The organism is Solibacillus palustris, from assembly GCF_022549215.1.
GTDB lineage: Bacteria > Bacillota > Bacilli > Bacillales_A > Planococcaceae > Solibacillus > Solibacillus daqui.
In genome coordinates this window covers 67,571-84,395 of record NZ_JAKZFC010000001.1, presented here as the reverse complement: position 1 = coordinate 84,395, position 16,825 = coordinate 67,571, and the positions used below count along the sequence as shown (strand labels likewise).

17 protein-coding genes and 1 other RNA gene are annotated in these 16,825 nt (G+C 37.8%); 8 read left to right on the top strand and 10 right to left on the bottom strand.

All coding sequences use genetic code 11. The features are described 5' to 3' along the window. Positions 1 to 9 precede the first annotated feature (9 nt). From LZ480_RS00390 to LZ480_RS00370, 5 genes are all read left to right on the top strand, one after another. Complete coding sequence (locus tag LZ480_RS00390) at positions 10 to 501, top strand: RNA polymerase sigma factor (RefSeq protein ID WP_241367351.1); 492 nt, start codon at positions 10 to 12, stop codon at positions 499 to 501. After that, the gene (locus tag LZ480_RS00385) at positions 498 to 1,088 is read left to right on the top strand and encodes a zf-HC2 domain-containing protein (protein WP_241367350.1); all 591 of its coding nucleotides are present in this window, start codon (positions 498 to 500) and stop codon (positions 1,086 to 1,088) included. Before LZ480_RS00390 ends, LZ480_RS00385 begins: the two co-directional genes overlap by 4 nt. Continuing rightward, entirely contained in the window at positions 1,085 to 1,798 is a 714-nt protein-coding gene (locus LZ480_RS00380; RefSeq protein ID WP_241367349.1) for a YfjL-like protein, read from the top strand. The genes LZ480_RS00385 and LZ480_RS00380 overlap by 4 nt, the downstream gene beginning before the upstream one ends. A 75-nt stretch (positions 1,799 to 1,873) precedes the next feature. Then, a non-coding RNA gene (ssrS, locus tag LZ480_RS00375) (6S RNA) lies at positions 1,874 to 2,065 on the top strand. 179 nt (positions 2,066 to 2,244) lie between these two features. Then, positions 2,245 to 2,727 (top strand): CcdC family protein, encoded by a 483-nt coding sequence (locus LZ480_RS00370; protein WP_241367348.1) that lies wholly within the window; start codon positions 2,245 to 2,247, stop codon positions 2,725 to 2,727. A gap of 320 nt (positions 2,728 to 3,047) precedes the next feature. On the opposite strand, the gene LZ480_RS00365 is transcribed toward LZ480_RS00370, so the two are convergent. Genes LZ480_RS00365 through LZ480_RS00335 form a run of 7 tightly spaced genes read right to left on the bottom strand, consistent with a single transcriptional unit; the run spans position 3,048 to position 9,706 of the window. Continuing rightward, the gene (locus LZ480_RS00365) at positions 3,048 to 3,650 is read right to left on the bottom strand and encodes a malonate decarboxylase holo-ACP synthase (protein WP_241367347.1); all 603 of its coding nucleotides are present in this window, start codon (positions 3,648 to 3,650) and stop codon (positions 3,048 to 3,050) included. Further along, positions 3,641 to 5,329, bottom strand: coding sequence for a biotin-independent malonate decarboxylase subunit beta (locus LZ480_RS00360; RefSeq protein WP_241367346.1), 1,689 nt, complete (start codon positions 5,327 to 5,329; stop codon positions 3,641 to 3,643). The genes LZ480_RS00365 and LZ480_RS00360 overlap by 10 nt, the downstream gene beginning before the upstream one ends. Continuing rightward, positions 5,322 to 5,618 (bottom strand): malonate decarboxylase subunit delta, encoded by a 297-nt coding sequence (locus LZ480_RS00355; protein WP_241367345.1) that lies wholly within the window; start codon positions 5,616 to 5,618, stop codon positions 5,322 to 5,324. The genes LZ480_RS00360 and LZ480_RS00355 overlap by 8 nt, the downstream gene beginning before the upstream one ends. After that, a complete protein-coding gene (locus LZ480_RS00350; RefSeq protein ID WP_241367344.1) occupies positions 5,572 to 6,441 on the bottom strand; it encodes a triphosphoribosyl-dephospho-CoA synthase in 870 nt (289 codons plus the stop codon). Before LZ480_RS00350 ends, LZ480_RS00355 begins: the two co-directional genes overlap by 47 nt. Before the next feature lie 12 nt (positions 6,442 to 6,453). Continuing rightward, complete coding sequence (mdcA, locus tag LZ480_RS00345) at positions 6,454 to 8,103, bottom strand: malonate decarboxylase subunit alpha (RefSeq protein ID WP_241367343.1); 1,650 nt, start codon at positions 8,101 to 8,103, stop codon at positions 6,454 to 6,456. A gap of 2 nt (positions 8,104 to 8,105) precedes the next feature. Next, the gene (locus LZ480_RS00340; RefSeq protein ID WP_241367342.1) at positions 8,106 to 9,032 is read right to left on the bottom strand and encodes an ACP S-malonyltransferase; all 927 of its coding nucleotides are present in this window, start codon (positions 9,030 to 9,032) and stop codon (positions 8,106 to 8,108) included. A 23-nt stretch (positions 9,033 to 9,055) separates the two neighbouring features. Then, positions 9,056 to 9,706: a GntR family transcriptional regulator gene (locus tag LZ480_RS00335; protein WP_241367341.1), complete on the bottom strand. Its 651-nt coding sequence runs from the start codon at positions 9,704 to 9,706 to the stop codon at positions 9,056 to 9,058. A 192-nt stretch (positions 9,707 to 9,898) separates the two neighbouring features. On the opposite strand from LZ480_RS00335, the gene madL reads away from it, so the two are divergent. The 3 genes from madL to LZ480_RS00320 all read left to right on the top strand — a co-directional run bounded on the left by madL (position 9,899) and on the right by LZ480_RS00320 (position 12,346). Next, entirely contained in the window at positions 9,899 to 10,303 is a 405-nt protein-coding gene (madL, locus tag LZ480_RS00330; RefSeq protein WP_241367340.1) for a malonate transporter subunit MadL, read from the top strand. 1 nt (position 10,304) lies between these two features. Beyond that, positions 10,305 to 11,066 (top strand): malonate transporter subunit MadM, encoded by a 762-nt coding sequence (gene madM, locus LZ480_RS00325; RefSeq protein WP_241367339.1) that lies wholly within the window; start codon positions 10,305 to 10,307, stop codon positions 11,064 to 11,066. 335 nt (positions 11,067 to 11,401) lie between these two features. Next, the gene (locus LZ480_RS00320) at positions 11,402 to 12,346 is read left to right on the top strand and encodes a carbohydrate kinase family protein (protein WP_241367338.1); all 945 of its coding nucleotides are present in this window, start codon (positions 11,402 to 11,404) and stop codon (positions 12,344 to 12,346) included. A gap of 182 nt (positions 12,347 to 12,528) precedes the next feature. On the opposite strand, the gene LZ480_RS00315 is transcribed toward LZ480_RS00320, so the two are convergent. From LZ480_RS00315 to LZ480_RS00305, 3 genes are all read right to left on the bottom strand, one after another. Continuing rightward, the gene (locus LZ480_RS00315; protein ID WP_241367337.1) at positions 12,529 to 13,896 is read right to left on the bottom strand and encodes a sensor histidine kinase; all 1,368 of its coding nucleotides are present in this window, start codon (positions 13,894 to 13,896) and stop codon (positions 12,529 to 12,531) included. Further along, complete coding sequence (locus LZ480_RS00310; protein WP_241367336.1) at positions 13,893 to 14,561, bottom strand: response regulator transcription factor; 669 nt, start codon at positions 14,559 to 14,561, stop codon at positions 13,893 to 13,895. The genes LZ480_RS00315 and LZ480_RS00310 overlap by 4 nt, the downstream gene beginning before the upstream one ends. Before the next feature lie 66 nt (positions 14,562 to 14,627). Beyond that, positions 14,628 to 16,730 (bottom strand): MMPL family transporter, encoded by a 2,103-nt coding sequence (locus LZ480_RS00305; protein ID WP_241367335.1) that lies wholly within the window; start codon positions 16,728 to 16,730, stop codon positions 14,628 to 14,630. Positions 16,731 to 16,825 lie beyond the last annotated feature (95 nt).

Sequence of the window (16,825 nt, the reverse complement as noted above, 5' to 3'; positions counted from 1 at the left end):
GTGAACTGAGTGAATGCGTTAGCGAAAATTTATACAGAACTTCAACCAAAACTGTACGCTTACTTTTTCATAAAAACCTCCAACTCAGCCATCTCTGAAGATTTAACTCAGGATGTTTTTTACGAAGCAACAAAGTCCATTCATACATATCGTGGAGAGGCTACCCTTTCGACATGGTTATTCAAAATCGCCAACAATTTATTAAAAAAGCACTATCGCAAAAAGCACTATGAAGAAAACTTATTAACGAAAATTGAAGCACAGCCAACGTTGCCCTTTTTTACGACAGAGCAATTAATCGAGCTAAAAGACGAAGCAAAACGGCTACTAGTAAAAATCGAGCAACTAGAACCACCATTGAAAGAAATTGTGTTGCTTCGAATTCTTGGTGAACTAAGTTTTAAAGAAATAGGTGATTTGTTGGAGCTAAGTGAAAACTATGTACGCGTCAATTTTCATCGACAAAAATTAAAGTTACAGCGAGAGGAGGAAAAATCATGAACGCATGTAAATTCGTTGAGGATTTATTGCCTTTATATGAAGAAAATCTCGTGCAGCCTGAAACGAAAGAATGGATTGAGCAACATTTGTCGAGCTGCACCAAATGCCAAAAACTCACTTCTAACGTGATGGAAGCATTGCCACAACTGACACCGCCAAAAAAATCTGCTACCACAATGATGCAGCATGTCCAATTGAAGCTCACGATTTATCAGCTTTTATTCGTTGTGCTTTCCTTTGTTTTTGCAATGAATACGTCATTATTAAACGAAAGCTTTGCCTTTATTTTGTCTTATTTCATTTTAGGGGCTATTACATTTTACTTTTATCGTCAGGCGCTGCTCACATTGTTACTCGCATTTCTTCCAATTTTTATTTGGTCCATTTATGCAACAATTAGTTCCTATGGCACCTATTCGAAATGGTATGTGGAGCAAATCACGCATTATTCCTCTACGCTGTCATTAATTACGAGTACCGTTTTGGGTGGTATCTTAACAGCATTCATTCATACACTCTTTACGCTACTTGGAATAATTGTTGTAAAACTACTTATTCAAGCATTTAAAAAGGAGGATGCCACATGAAAAAATGGCTTTTTATTATTCCTGCACTCATCATTACAGGCTTTGTACTTTTTGGTTACAATGAATTTAATGGTAATTTTCTGTCAAAGCAAATCGCCAAGTCCACGTTGAAAAGCTATTTAGCGGAGGAATACACCGATATAAACTATCAATTTGATAAAGGCTTTTACGATTTTAAATTAGATACCTATACATTTGACGTAACTTTTTACGAAGCACAAACGAATTGGACGTATACATTTGAGGTAGGGCCAAAGCTCATCCCGACAGCTATTCAAACAAAAACATTGCATTATGACTCGAAAGATGAAGTAATTTCAACCCTTTGGAGTGAGCAAGGTTCGCAATATGTAAAAAATCTATTAGCTGATATTCCTGTTGGCGGTACAAGTTACAACATCGATGTTCCAAAACAATTTTCACAAGCCGGTTGGTCACCAACTGTTGATGTCCCTGTTGCCCCTTCGATAACAATTGAATTTCCTTTGTATAAAGGCGAATCGAAAGAGACGTTTTTTAATCATGTTCAGGATATTCAAAAAGCACTCAACGCAGACGGCATTCGTTACGACTCTGTATTTGTCTACATGGACGAAAAATTCGACAACCGTGACGGTAAAAAAGAAGGCTATGCACCCATTTATTATGAACGTAGATATAGCCTACATTTTCAAGCAAATGCAAAAATTACTTTAGATGATATACAATAAGGCCATTCAAATTATTTGACTTTTTTTCGAAAACATACTTTATTGCAATGCACAAAATGATACTATATGATAACAATAAGGCTACGTTGTACGTACGAATATTAAGTTTTAACCTTTATACTTATACAGGGAGTTTTACATCGATGTTGGAATGGCGTGCCCGGACTCTTTTGACTCTGGGATAGACAGGATAGCATTTGCGAACACCCACTTTGAGGAGTGGTGGTTTAAAACTTTCTATAATAACTACGGCAATGTGGCTGCTTACATAAGTAGCTTTATATCAAGGATTGCACGGCATCTTAACCAAAATGGTTAAGATGCTTTTTTCATTTGAAAGTGGCGTTGGGGTTAACGGGGCATTTTAGTTAAATAAGGAAAAAAGTGGTTTTTATTGAATTTTGTGCAATAATATATATATTAAATCATAATTCAGGGAGGTTTTTATGCAAACTGCAATACCAGCTACTTCTATGTTTCTAATTTTCGGAATGTTCATTTTAGTTCGTAGAATCCGTTCTATGTACAAACCAACCAAAGGAAGAGGCGGGCGATTAATTCTTCCTCTTCTATTTTTAACACCAGGATTTTCATTTTTTCTAAACGCTTCTGGGCACGTCACATACCTTCAATTATCTATGGCAATTTTTTTAGGAGTGGGTTTTTCTATTCCTCTTATTTTATGGTCAGATTATGAAATACGAAATGATGGTTTAATTTATGCTAAGAAGAGTCCTGCTTTTATAATTACTTTCGCCATTATGATTGCTTTACGTTATTATTTTCGACAACATATTTCTACTATTGAACCAGGTACACTTAATATGCTAATTTTCTTACTTGTTATTGGCTATTTATTTCCTTGGAGAATAGCTTGCTATATAAAGTATAAAAAGGTTCTTAAACTAAAAAATACAGTCAGTTTGTAGAACTTCGTATATCTCTAACACCCTCCACAATGACAAGAAGTATAAGTTTGTGAATAAATGCACTTAAACAACGGGGTGCTATAGTTCAATAAGAATTAAACAACTTTATTATCCTTCTAAGTATATTGCAGACGAAATAAAAAAGTTATCGAACATTTAATGTCTCAGGGTACAAAGTACGGTAATGTGGCTGCTATTAACTCAATTTTCTCCCCTCATTATTTTTGATGAGGGGTTTTGATTTTTCTAAATCAAAAAATTCCCCATTAAATAATCTTTTGTTATTTAATGAGGAAGACGATATTATTTTATGGCATTGGCTATTCTTTAAATTTCAATAAATCTTTTTTCAGCAAAACGGGACCTGTACTAGTTCTTAAAATAAATGAGTGGTGTTCTAAATAATCCGCCAACATTACAGCACCGACGTCTAATATCTCTATTTGAACATCAACACGGTGAATACTTTTCTGTAATTCCGAAAAAATTGGCATCAATTGATCTAGCTCATTTAACTTTTCGCAGTATATAATAATATCAATATCACTGTTTTCATGGCAAACATTAATCCCTGTGGCCATCGAAAAACCAACACTTCCCCCAATTCCCCACTTAAAACCATCTAATACTTCTGCAATATATTGAAGTGATTGTTTATGAGATGCTGGATATGTTTTTTTCAGGATATCAAATGGCCGAATTTCACGCTTAATATTAGAAATAGATGTAATCGCTGCAAATCGCTTAGATCGATTGTCTCCGCGAAATCCGATAGCAACTTTTCCTTTCATTACTTTCATACGCCTAACAACAGCAATGCCTTGAGCCATTTCATCTTCGTTCATCCAATCAGGAAGATCACCAAAAAACTCAATTTCTTCTATTGAATTTAGATAAACTAAATCATGTACAGCTAGTTCCATTGTTGTACGATTTTTTCACGTACAGCAATCGATGCCTTACGACCATTTTCAATCGCTATTTTTGATTGAATTCGATTCGCTAACGTTATATCTCCTGACTGAATAATACTTTCTTTTGCTGATGCAATACAATTGATTACTTGTTGAATTTGCTCCTCAGATGGTTCGTCCGCATTAATACCACTAATTAAATCTTGTAATGCTCCAAGCGTTTGGAATGAGCGAACATCATACGCCATTGATGGAACAGACTTCGCAAATTCATCTAATTCTTCAACAGTACGCATTGTAACAAGTGCGGCTGATTTCTTTGACATTACATGCACTTGAACTTCTGGATCATCTAACGAAATAATACGGTTCCCTTGCATTCCATGTGCCAAAAATGCTCCTGAAATAGCTTTACCTACGATACATGAAACGATTGGATGACCACTTTGACGAGCAACTGCATATGCCTCTACACTTGCTGCACAAGCTAAGTAAATTCCGAATAATTCCTCATGATAGCCAAATGCTTGTCCAGGAACATCCACGATTGGAACGATTAGTCTTTTGTTAGTTGAATCCTTATCTTCTTCGATTGCTTGACGTACATATTTTGCAACCGTCCAAGCTTCTTGCAAACCAAATTCACCATTACGAGCACGATAAAATTTACTTTCACTGTTTGGTACTACTGCAATAAATCGGGCTTTCTCTCCATTTAAAAGGGCATCAGCCACTAAAACAGACGGTGTCTCTGAAATCGATTGTGCGTTATTTGTAATTGCATCAAACCATTTACGGCCTCTGCTCTTGCTTTTCCCATCTGCAATCGTTGCTTCAGCATTCGCTAATTCAGATCGATTACTTAAAATCTCCTGTGCTTCATCAGTGCTGATCTTTTGCTCAAACTGCAAATGATTCAGCATATTCAAAAATGCATCGTACTCCGTTGTTCTTTGTTTGAAGCTGTTATTTGCCCATAAGTCTTCTAACGCGTCTAAATAATTAACGACATCATCCTCTATTACAGCATCTACTAATTTTGCATTGTATCGCATTGAACCACCAATCATTTTCCAAATGAACGGCTTTTGCTTTGCATTTAGCTCTTGAATACCAGCTTCTTGCTCGACTACTTCAGGACCATTCATACCAAGTCGCCCTTCTCGTGTCATAATTAATGCCGAACAAAGTCCAGCCGTTAATGACATCCCTCCAAATGAACCGACTTTACCAGGAATAATACCGATTACTGGTACATATTTTTTTAACGCAACGATTGCTGAGCTGATTTCAGCGATCGAAAGCAACCCATAATTCGCTTCTTGTAAACGGACTCCACCTGTATCATAAATAATTACTGGATAAATTAGCTCCCCTGCTTCACACGAGGCAAATGCACGCTCTAAAGCTCCTGCAAATTTTGCACCGGAAACTTCTCCTATCCCCCCACCTTGGAAACTACCTTCAATTGAAATAACTAGTGCACGGCGACCTCGAATTACGCCCTGCATTATAACCATACCATCATCACTTTGCGGAACAATATTTTGCGCTTCTAGATGAGGCGATTCAAAAAAATCAAATGGGCCTAATATTTCATGAGCTGTTCCTTCATCTAAAAGTAATAATGCACGTTCTCTCGCCTTACTTTCTACTATACTTACTGGTAACGTAATGGAATTATTCACCGAAAACCACCTCCGCTGCTTGTGCAAGTCGAATAGATACGACACCTGGTGTTGCACCAAAATCATTAATTTTAATTAAAGCCAAAATATCTTGTTGTGAAATAAAACGTTCAATCACTTTTTGCCATGTTTCAGAATAACCTGAAATTCCTGTACGAACCTCTACTTTAGTTTCTGAGCCTTCAATTGGCTGAATCAAAATTTCTAAGTCCCCCGAGCCTACAACTCCGATATGTGCTTGTTTAGTAATCGAACGACTTGCTTGAAACGTGTAATTCAACTTTTCCATGCTGTACACCCCTTTTCATTATGCCTGATATATTAATTACAAATAATGTAGCTGCCAACAAATCAGCCGAGCCACCTGGAGATAACCAACGCTTAATGTACATATCATCAAGCTTTTTTAAATTTGAAATTGAAAAGTTTGAAAGCAGTTTCTTTGCTTCTCGCTTAGCAAACATCAATCCATCTAAACCACCACGGTGAAGTAAACATGTATCATTTAAATTTACAATCAACACAAGTAGTGCAGAAAGCTTAGCTTCTCTTAACGACATAATTTGAGCTGCTTGTAAAAATGTTGGCAAACTATACTTTTGAATATGTGGAAATGCCTGCTGTGCTTCTTCTCTAGCACCCGGAATTCCATAGTTCTCTTTAACTTTGCTACCATTCGTTTTGGACTTTGGAATATATTGATCTGGAAGATTAGCCAGTTCCGCAGCATCGGTAAATACTTGCGGAAATAGCACCTCGCCCTGTCTTCTCGCAATTGCGGAACAGAGTAATCCGATCGACCAGATGGCCCCTTTATGCGTGTTACTATTTTCAGTAACCGCAAACATTTCCTTTTCACCATTACGTCCGATTGCACCAAATTGTTCTCTTATTTCGACTGTTGGTTGTCGGTTGAAACTCAGCATTGCCATTTGATAAAACGTGTTGTGCAATGAATGTGCTGAATTCTGCATTTTTGATATAGATAAATCATTATGTGCACCATTATTTTCTGTATCTACTAAACCTGGCTTTGGTGTTAATTGAACTTCTTCAATTAATGCTGCAACAGCCTCATCAGCAATCCGTTTACAAATTAAATGCTGTTTCATTCCTTCAGCTCCTTACCAACTTTTGAATTTCGATGGTGGCTCGTATAATCCGCCTGACCATTGGACAAGCTCATCAATATTTTTTGCTGCTAACAATGAACGATTCGCTTCACCGCGTAAAATATTTAAGTCTTCAGGCATTGCCACTAAACCACGCTCGCGCAGTAATTTTGTTCGCTTCACATCATTTTCCATCCCTAAAGGTGTCACACCCGCAATCGAAGCGATCATTTCTCGCCGTTCTGCCGGACTGTCTGTTTTATAAAGGTAAGCAATCCCTTCTTCTGTCACAACATGCGTAACATCTTCTGCATAAATCATGACCGGGGCAACTGCTAAATTCGCTTGTTTCTTTACATCAATAGCATCTAAGCGTTCAACAAAGACTGGTGTGTTGGCATCTTGGAATGTTTCAGCAACTTGTACAACAAGCTTTTTCCCGCGAGCCAATTCATCCTGACTCGTCATCATGTTATACCAAGCTTCCGTTGAGTGACGGCGTCCACCCGGATCATGTCCCATATTTGGTGCACCACCATAACCTGCGACGCGCCCTTTTGTTACTGTCGAAGAATTGCCGTATGAATCCATTTGCAACGTCGATCCGATAAATAAATCGACCGCATACTGACCTGCAAGCTGTGCCAATGTCCGATTTGAACGAAGACTGCCATCTTTACCTGTAAAGAAAATATCACGACGTGCCTGAACATATTTTTCCATCCCTAGTTCGCCGCCAAAACAGTGAACACTTTCTACCCAACCGGTTTCAATCGCCGGAATTAATGTCGGATGGGGATTAAGAACCCAGTTTTTACATATTTTCCCCTTCAAGCCTAACTGTTCACCATACGAAGGTAATAGCAGCTCGATTGCAGCCGTATTAAAACCAATTCCATGATTTAAAGATTGAACACCATGCTTTTCATAAATCCCACGAATACACATCATCGCTTGTAAAATCTGAATATCTGTAATATGGCGCGGGTCACGTGTAAATAGCGGCTCCAGCTCATATGGTTCATCAGCCTCAACTATAAAATCAACCCACGAACCTGGAATATCGACACGCGGCAATTCATCTACTATTTCATTTACTTGAGCAATTACAATACCATCACGGAAGGCTGCAGCTTCTACAATTGTTGGTGTTTCCTCAGTATTTGGACCCGTATATAAATTTCCGAAGCGGTCTGCTTTATCAGCTGCAACTAGCGCTATATTCGGAATTAAATCGATAAATAATCTTCCATAAAGCTCAACATAAGTGTGCAAGTCACCTAAAATTAATCGGCCATCTTCAATCATTTGTGCAATGCGTAAACTTTGCGGTCCAGCAAAACTTAAGTCGATTTTCTTAGCAATACCTTCTTCAAAAATATCTAAATGTTCCGGTCGAGACACACTGGACATAATCATATGTAAATCATGTACACGATCTGGATCGACCTTTACGAGAGCTTGAGATAAAAACGATGCCTGCTTTTGATTGTTTCCTTCAAGAACAACCCGATCTCCCGGTTTAATAAGCAACTCAAGCACATCTACAATTTTCTCTGTAGGAATCGTTACACCGCTTACTAGATGTGCCACTTCCTCCAACCTTTTTTTCTTACCTTCCAATCTTGTCGACCAAGATCGCTGCTGCTGAATTAATACCATATTTACACCCCTTCATTTTTTGCTAAATATAGACAATCATTAAACCCATTCTTTTCCACACTATAACTATCCGCCTCTGGAAACGCATTTTTGGCAAGTTTTTTTAACACATCCCCTGGCGACATTTCGATAAATTGACGAACTCCATTTTCAAATAAAACTGAAGTTGCATCATGCCACCTGACAGGTAAAGCAATACTTTCAGCCAAATCCTGAACGATACCCGAAGGCTGGCGAAGTACCCGGGCATTTCGATTTGCGATTAGCGAAAATTTCGGTCTTTGAAGCGTTATGTTCTCCAATTCCTTTGCCAATCTATCCTGAACGGGTAAAAACAATGGACAATGTGATGGTGTGGAAACATTCAACATCTTTGCTGAACTTGCCCCTTTTCCCGCTACGTAGTCCAACACATGTTGCATTGCTTCCTTATGCCCCGATAAAGTCAGTTGCTGCGGTGCATTGCGATTCGATAAATAGACCGGTTTTTGATCCGTATGGAATTTCTGAGTAATTTCTTTAAGAGTTGACTCAGGTAGTCCCACAACAACTGCCATTCCATAAGCCTCATCCTGTAAAGATTCCATCAGTTCACCACGAAGTGAAACTAAATGCAGAGCATCTTTAAATGTAAGTACCCCACTCGTTACCGCAGCGGCAAACGCTCCTACTGAATGACCCGCTAAATAATCTGGTTTTGCACCTTCATTCAGAAAGGCGCGGGCTGTTGCAACACCGGCTGTCAACATTGTAAGTTGGACATTTTTTGTACTCTTTAATCTCTCAGCTGTTGCGAGCAGCTTAATTTCTGTATTTAAAACATCCGAAGCTTCATCCAAAGTTTCTTTAATAGTAGGGTGAATTGGAAGTGACTCTAAAAACCCGCCATATTGCGAACCTTGCCCTGGAAAAAGCCATGCCTGTTTCATCGTTAACTCCCCCGCCCTTTACTTTATAATTGCTTATTCCGAACACTGAAAATAACATCCTCTGTATGCTTTCTTAAAATGGATTTTAGCTGATCCAGGTCATCATACTTTAAGCATTCATAGATTTTTGTATGCTCTATAATCGATTTCTCAATAATTTCGTTATTGGAAAAATGGATTACTTGAATTCGAAGTAATGGCAGCGCTATTTTACTGTACATATCAATCAGCACGGGACTATTACTTAATTTGAATATTAGAAAGTGAAATTGATAGTTAAAGTGCGTATATTCTGTATAGCTTTTCGTTTTCGTCATTTTAGTTAAGACGGCTTTCATTTCTTTTAAAGTGGCTTTTTCTTTACTAGGATTATCTAAACGTTCGGCTGCCAGCATTTCCAAATGATTTCGCACATCCAACAAATCTTTCATATCTTCTAATGAGTAGCCTTTAATAAATGCCCCTTTTCGGGGAACACGTTCTATAATTCCTTCTGTAGCTAATAAGTAAATTGCTTCTCTTACAGGTGATCGGCTCGTTTCAAACTGTTCTGCATATATCGATTCAACTACTTGATCTCCTGTTCTTAATTCACCATTCAATACTTGTTCCAACAAGTTATTTGCAATTCTAATCGATAAGGCATTGTCTAATGCTCTTTCAAAATAATTCAACTAAACCTTCTCCTTCTAACTGAACACAGTCGACTGTATACAATATATATTATATCGTTAAAACGCAAATTTCAATCGTATATTCTTTATTTCTCTTAAAAAAATAATATTTTTCTTGATTATGTAAATATTATTGTTTATTCTATATTCAGAATACAGTCGACTGTTCAAAACAATAAAAGGGGTGTAAGTATGGTTATATATGGTGTCGCTATTTTAGCTGGGTGTTACTTATTTGGAATGTTTTGTGGTGAATTAATCGGCGCTTTAATGGGGATTGATTCAAATGTTGGTGGTGTAGGTATTGCGATGTTGCTATTAATCTTAGTCGTTGATAAATTGCAAAAGAACGGGAAAATCAGTAAACCTGCTGAAAGTGGCTTAGCTTTCTGGAATGCAATGTATATCCCGATCGTTATAGCAATGGCATCGAGCCAGAATGTATTGGGTGCACTAACTGGTGGTCCTCTTGCAATCATTGCAGGAATCGCAGTAGTTCTTATTAGTTGGTTATGTGTTCCATTGTTAAGTGGAAAAAATGCAAAAGAATCTGCCATTGAGTTCAATAAAAATCATCCAGCAGGGGAGGTAAACTAATATGTGGGAAGCTATTAAAACTGCGTTAGAATCTAACGGTTTAATCACTGGATTTGTCATTGTCGGTATTACGATGTATGTCGCATACTTGATTTCAAATAAATTGACTAAGGGGCTCATTCATGGCTCAGCTATTGCGATCGTTCTTGGTTTAGTATTGGCTTATTTCGGAGGAGTTTACAGTGGAGGAACAAAAGGTTTAGCTGACATTTCATTATTCGCTGGAATTGGTTTCCTGGGCGGTAGTATGTTTCGTGATTTTGCAATTGTAGCAACTTCATTCGGAGCGAATTTTGACGAAATTAAAAAGGCAGGAATCCGTGGAGTATCTTCACTCTTTATCGGTGTAGCATTATCATTTGTAGTCGGTGCTATTTTTGCACTCATTTTTGGATACACAGATGCAGTAAGTATTGCCACAATTGGGGCTGGTACAGTTACTTATATTGTAGGTCCAGTAACAGGGGCTGCGTTAAATGCCAGCTCAGAAGTTATTGCAATTAGTATTGCAGCAGGATTAGTAAAGTCAGTATTAGTAATGGTAGGAACTCCATTTATCGCAAAGTTTATTGGACTTAACAATCCATTATCTGCAATGGTTTACGGTGGATTAATGGGCACTACTTCGGGTGTTACAGGTGGGTTAGCTGCAACGGATGTACGATTGGTGCCGTATGGAGCCGTTACAGCTACTTTCTACACAGGCTTAGGCTGTTTACTTTGCCCAACCCTATTATTCATCTTAACAGATATGATTTGGTAAGTTAACATTTCAAATTACAAATAGATAGAATACGATAGTCTATTTTCAAATAAATTTCACATTTATTCTCTATAAAATTACCCCATAATTTAATAAAAATAATAATCTTTTCTGAAAATAGCTATTGTTTTTTATATGTTTAGGCCTTTAAACGATTAATAAGTATACTTTTAAGACAAACGTGAGAATCTCCATAACTCACGTTTTTTTGTTATTGGATTTTCGTATATATTAAATCCTAACTCTAAATTTATTCGTTATTCAGTGCATTTATTTTATTTTCAGTCTACTTTATGCCAAAATTAAGGAGATATAGAATTTAGGAGGACTCTCTTTTGAAGAAAATTCTTTGCATTGGTGAATTACTAATTGATTTTTTTACGACTGAAATCCAACAGTCTCTTATAGAAGCAACGACTTTCGAAAAACAAGCTGGTGGCGCTCCAGCAAACGTCGCAGCAGCGATTGCCAAATTTGGTGGTAACGCTTACTTTTGCGGTAAAGTTGGCGATGATGCTTTTGGCCACTTTTTACAGCAAACACTGCAAAATGCCGGCGTCTGTACAGAACAACTCATTTTAGATCCGTCTGCACCAACAACACTCGCTTTTGTATCCCGTGAAATGGGCGGCGAGCGCGACTTTATTTTTAATCGTGGTGCTGACGAGCTGCTACGCATTGAAGACTTACATTTACAAAAGTTAATGGCCATGGATATTATTCATTTCGGCTCTGCAACCGCACTGCTTAGTGACCCATTTAGTAAAACATACGAGCAGTTGATGCAAACATTAATTATGCAAAATCATTTTATTTCATTTGATCCGAATTACCGCGCAAATTTATGGAAAGGTGACACTGAGCGATTTATCGAAAAATGTGCGCCTTTTATCGACGCCGCGCATTTTATTAAAATGAGTAGCGAGGAACTTCTATTATTCGCGCATACGGAAAATTTTAAGGAAGCGTTAAATTGGGCTACTCAATTCGAAGATAAAGCAATTGCCATTACACAAGGGGCAGCGGGTACAATTTACATTAAAAATGGTGCGATTATAGTCGTTCCTTCCATTTCAGTAAATGCAATCGATGCAACCGGAGCTGGCGATGCGTTTGTTGGCGCGGTATTGTATGAGCTAGCTCTGCGTGACACGACAGAAATCTCGCAAGCTGAATGGGTATCGATTATCGAATTTGCAAATCGTGTTGGCGCAAAAGTATGCGAAAAAGTCGGAGCAATCGAAGCGTTACCAACATTAGCAGAAGCTAAAATGGCATAAAAAAAAACCGTCTGAAAAGTTCATTTTTAGACGGTATCTTTGCGCCTGAGATTGAGCCCAGCACGATATTGGTCATGAATTCGTTTTTACAGTAAGTGACGTTTTTAGCATCAGATCCGTATTACTAGCAGACACTGTCCAAAAAGTATTCACTTTTTGGACAGACCCAATGCCACTACTTGTCATGATAAACGTATCGTTACCTTCGTTCCTTTACCAAGCTCACTTTCAATTAATAATTCCCCTTCATGGCGCTTCACAATTTCTGTCACAATCGCGAGACCCAACCCACTGCTTTGATTCGAGCGTGAGCGATCTACTCGGTAAAAACGTTCCTTAACCTTTTCCAATGCTTCTTCTGGAATGCCAATGCCATAATCATGAATGACTACTTGCACAGTGTCCTCTTTTTTACTACATGTCACAATAATTTTGCCGCGCTCCTCACTATAACGAATCGCATTTGACAATAAATTGTCCCACACCTGCTCAAATAAATGTTCATCCGCATAAATTTCAACTGGCTCCAACTCATAAATAAGCTCCATTTGGCGGTCATCTAGCTTCCAGCGCTTTGAAAATAAACGTTCTTTCAACTGCTGATCAAGCGCGAAATGCTTTTTATCAATCGGTAAGTTTTTTTGATCAAGCGAGCTTAATAATAGTAGCTGTTTTGTCAGCGCTGATAATCGTTTCGTTTCCTGCTCAATAATTTCTAAATATTGAATCTGTTCCTCTTCCGTATTATCCGAGTCTTTTAACACATTGGCATAGCCTTGAATGTTTAAAAGTGGTGACTGAAAATCATGCGACACATTATTGATAAAGTCCTTTTTCGTTTGGTCATTTTCCGCTAGGCGCTTTGCCATTTTTTGAAACTGCGTTGCAAGCATGCCTAGCTCATCATCACGCGCGATATTTAACTGGATATCATAATTTTCCTGCGCGATTTGTTCAGTTGCGTGCTGTAATTGCTTTAATGTTAGCACAAGCTGACGGGCTAAAAAAATCATCGTTCCCAAAATAATAATGGCACTAATAATAATAAAACTAACGATTAAAAAGTGCATTTCTGAAAATAGCGTCGCATTATCTTGACGAATAAATAGCGCATGCGGCTCTCCACTCAATAAAATCGAAACACCAATCGTATTTTGTACATCATTAGCAAAATAGTTCATAAAGAAAAAGGTTTCCTTATAACCTTGAATGCCATGATACACATTTTCTGTACCGATAATTGCACTCATCGCTCTATTTAAATCATTTTTTTTAAACGCTGTCCCATAATGTGTAGTTTGCCCCGCTTCGTTTGCAATCGTTACTTGATATCCTAACTTGGCAATTGACCGGAAATACTCATTATAGCTTTCCTCCGGCATAGCATTTAAGATTTGCTTTACTTCTTGCGCCACTTCAAAGTTTTCCTTATCCGTATCAGGACGAATTTGTGCATTATAAATTTGCCCAAGAAACAGCATTGACAGTGTAATGCTTGCTGCAATGACCACTAGTGTGACGACAATATATTGCTTATACAATGTTTTCATTTGATTTCCTCGATTTTATAGCCAATGCCTCGCACCGTTTGAATTTTCACATTCGCGTTTACTTCTTCTAAACGTGTACGCAGTCGCTTAATATGCGTTGTTAACGTAAAATCATCTCCATCATAATCGTAGCCCCACACTTGCTCCATTAGCTGATTGCGTGAAAATACGACATCCGGGCGGCCACATAAAATACTTAATAATTCAAATTCTTTTAACGGTAACATTAACCCCTGCTCACCTACATTTACTTCAAATGTTTGGCGGTCAATCATCATATTAGCAATTTTTGTTATGCCCCGCCCCATTTTTTGAAAGCGGCGTAATATAGCACGCACTCGAAACAATAGTTCTTTTGGTTCAAACGGTTTGATCATATAATCATCGGCTCCTGCTAAAAAACCTTTTTCTTTATCATCTAATGTTGCTTTCGCAGTTAGCATCAACACAGGTATCTCCTGCTCAGTCAAACGCTTTGTCAATTGAATACCGTCCATTTTTGGCATCATCACATCGACGATTGCTAAATCAAAATCATGTTCTGAAAGCAATATCAGTGCCTCTATCCCATCACTTGCAAAATGTGCTGTGTAGCCTTCTTTCCTAAGATGAATGCCAATTAATTTACGAATAAATGCATCATCATCTACCACTAAAATTTGCATGTGTTCACCTGCTTTTATATTTTAAAAAGAGGCATCGATTTGCTCGATACCTCTTCTTATTATCAGTTATTTCTTATCTTTTTCAAATGTTAAAATCAGCATCGGTAATAGCATACCGCGCACTAGGAAGGTGTCGATAATAATGCCGACTGCTACCATGAAGCCGAATACGAATAGATCGGCAATTGGCATTGTCATTAATGCCGCAAATGTTGCTGCTAAAATAACACCCGCTGATGAAATCACCCCACCTGTATTGCGAATCGCAATTTCAAGTGCTTCTTTCGCCGTACGCGTTTTACGTTCTTCGATAAAGCGCGATATTAAAATAATGTTGTAGTCGATACCAAGCGCCACTAAGAAAATGAACGCATATACTGGTACACGTGTACTAATTGCATCATAGCCGAATAAAACATCAACTAAGAATAAACCTAAACCTAATGCAGATAAGTATGATACTAAAATGGTTGCCATCATATAAATAGGCATTTTCCAAGAGCGTGTTAACACGAATAACAGCACTAAAATTAATAATGTTTCTAGTAGAACAATTTTGTAGATGTCGGCGTTATTGACGTTACGCTCATCCACTAATTTTGCTGTTGTACCAGCAAATAATAGCTCGCCTTCAATGCCTGCTTCTTTTAAATAATCGGCACTATTTTCACGCATTTCCTCTAGCTTTTCAATCGCTTCTGGAGAATACGGATTTAAATCAAATGCCAGTGATAACTTCACTTTTGTACCATCTTCAGACACTGCTGATGGACGTACTGACGCGAGTGTATCATCTGCTAATAAGCTTGCTGTTAAAGCCTGTTGTTGTTCTTCTGTAATGGCTTCATTACTTTCCACAAGTAATGAAGTTGGCGCAAGCTCTCCTTTGTCAAAGCGGGATTCGACGATTTCGTATCCAACACGTGAAGGTAATTCTTCTGGGAATGACTTTACCGTATCAAATTCGTACTTTAGATTAAGCACATTCAGAGACGTAATCAACATAAAGACTAAAACTAAACCACCTGAAACATACGGCTTGTTGACCACAAACTTCGCGATTGGACCCCAAATACCATGTTTAACTTCTTTTACTTCACCAAATTTCGGTACTTTCGGCCAGAATGCTTTTCGACCAAATAGTGCAAATAATGCTGGTACTAATGTTACCGATCCAAGCATGATGATAAATACTGCCATCCCAAAAATTGGCGCAAAGTTTTGATAATCACGGAAATCAGCGAAGAATAAAATCAACATCGCGGCTAATACCGTACCACCTGCAAAGAATACTGGCTCTCCTGTTGCACGCATTGCATACTTCATCGCCTCGTATTTATCGGCATAATGGTTTAACTCTTCACGATAGCGTGAGAATACAAATAGTGAGTAATCGATTACTGCTGCGAATAATAAAATACTCATAATGGATGTCGTGGAGTTGTTAATTTCTAAGCCCGCTGCACCCATTAATGCAATGGCTTGGTTTGCTACTTGGTAAACAATTACTGTTGCTAATAATGGAATAATCGCAAGTAGTGGTGAACGGTAAATTACGATTAATAAAATTAAAATAATAAAGATTGTTGCGAATAATAACTGAAAGTCTGCTTGTTCAAACAGCTTAATCGTATCACCTGCAATCCCTGCTGGACCTGTAATGTAAAATTTCGTATCACCTGTTACTTCAGCTGCCTCGTTCCCTACTTTTGAAGCATGATCATTTATTTCTTCATAAGCGGCATTACCAAGTCCTTTTTCAAGCGACATTGGCACAATCATTGTCGATTTGTCTTTTGATGTGAAACCCCCTAATGCTTGTGGTGGAAGTTTTGATATATCTACAATTTGATCAATACCTTCAATATTTTCTGCAATGATTACATTTAAAATAGCTGCTACACTTTTTGAATTAATTTCGCCGTCTTCATTATGGAAAACAAGAATCCCTGGTGTCCCTTGATCGTTCGGGAAGTATTCGGATAATTTATTTTCTGCGATAATTGACTGCGAATCATCAGGTAGTGATTGGAAATTTGATGTTTTATAGTCACCTAGCTTTGGACCAGCACTTAAACCGATCATGAGTATAAGCCAAATAATTAATGTAATCCAAGCACCACGCTTCGTTGATACCCAATCCGTAATCGGCTGTAGTAATTTATTCATAATTGTCCTCCTTTTAATTTACATTCCTATTATAAAAACGGAATATAAACTTTATATAAACTTTAAAGGCAATTATTTATAGTTTCCTTCACTAC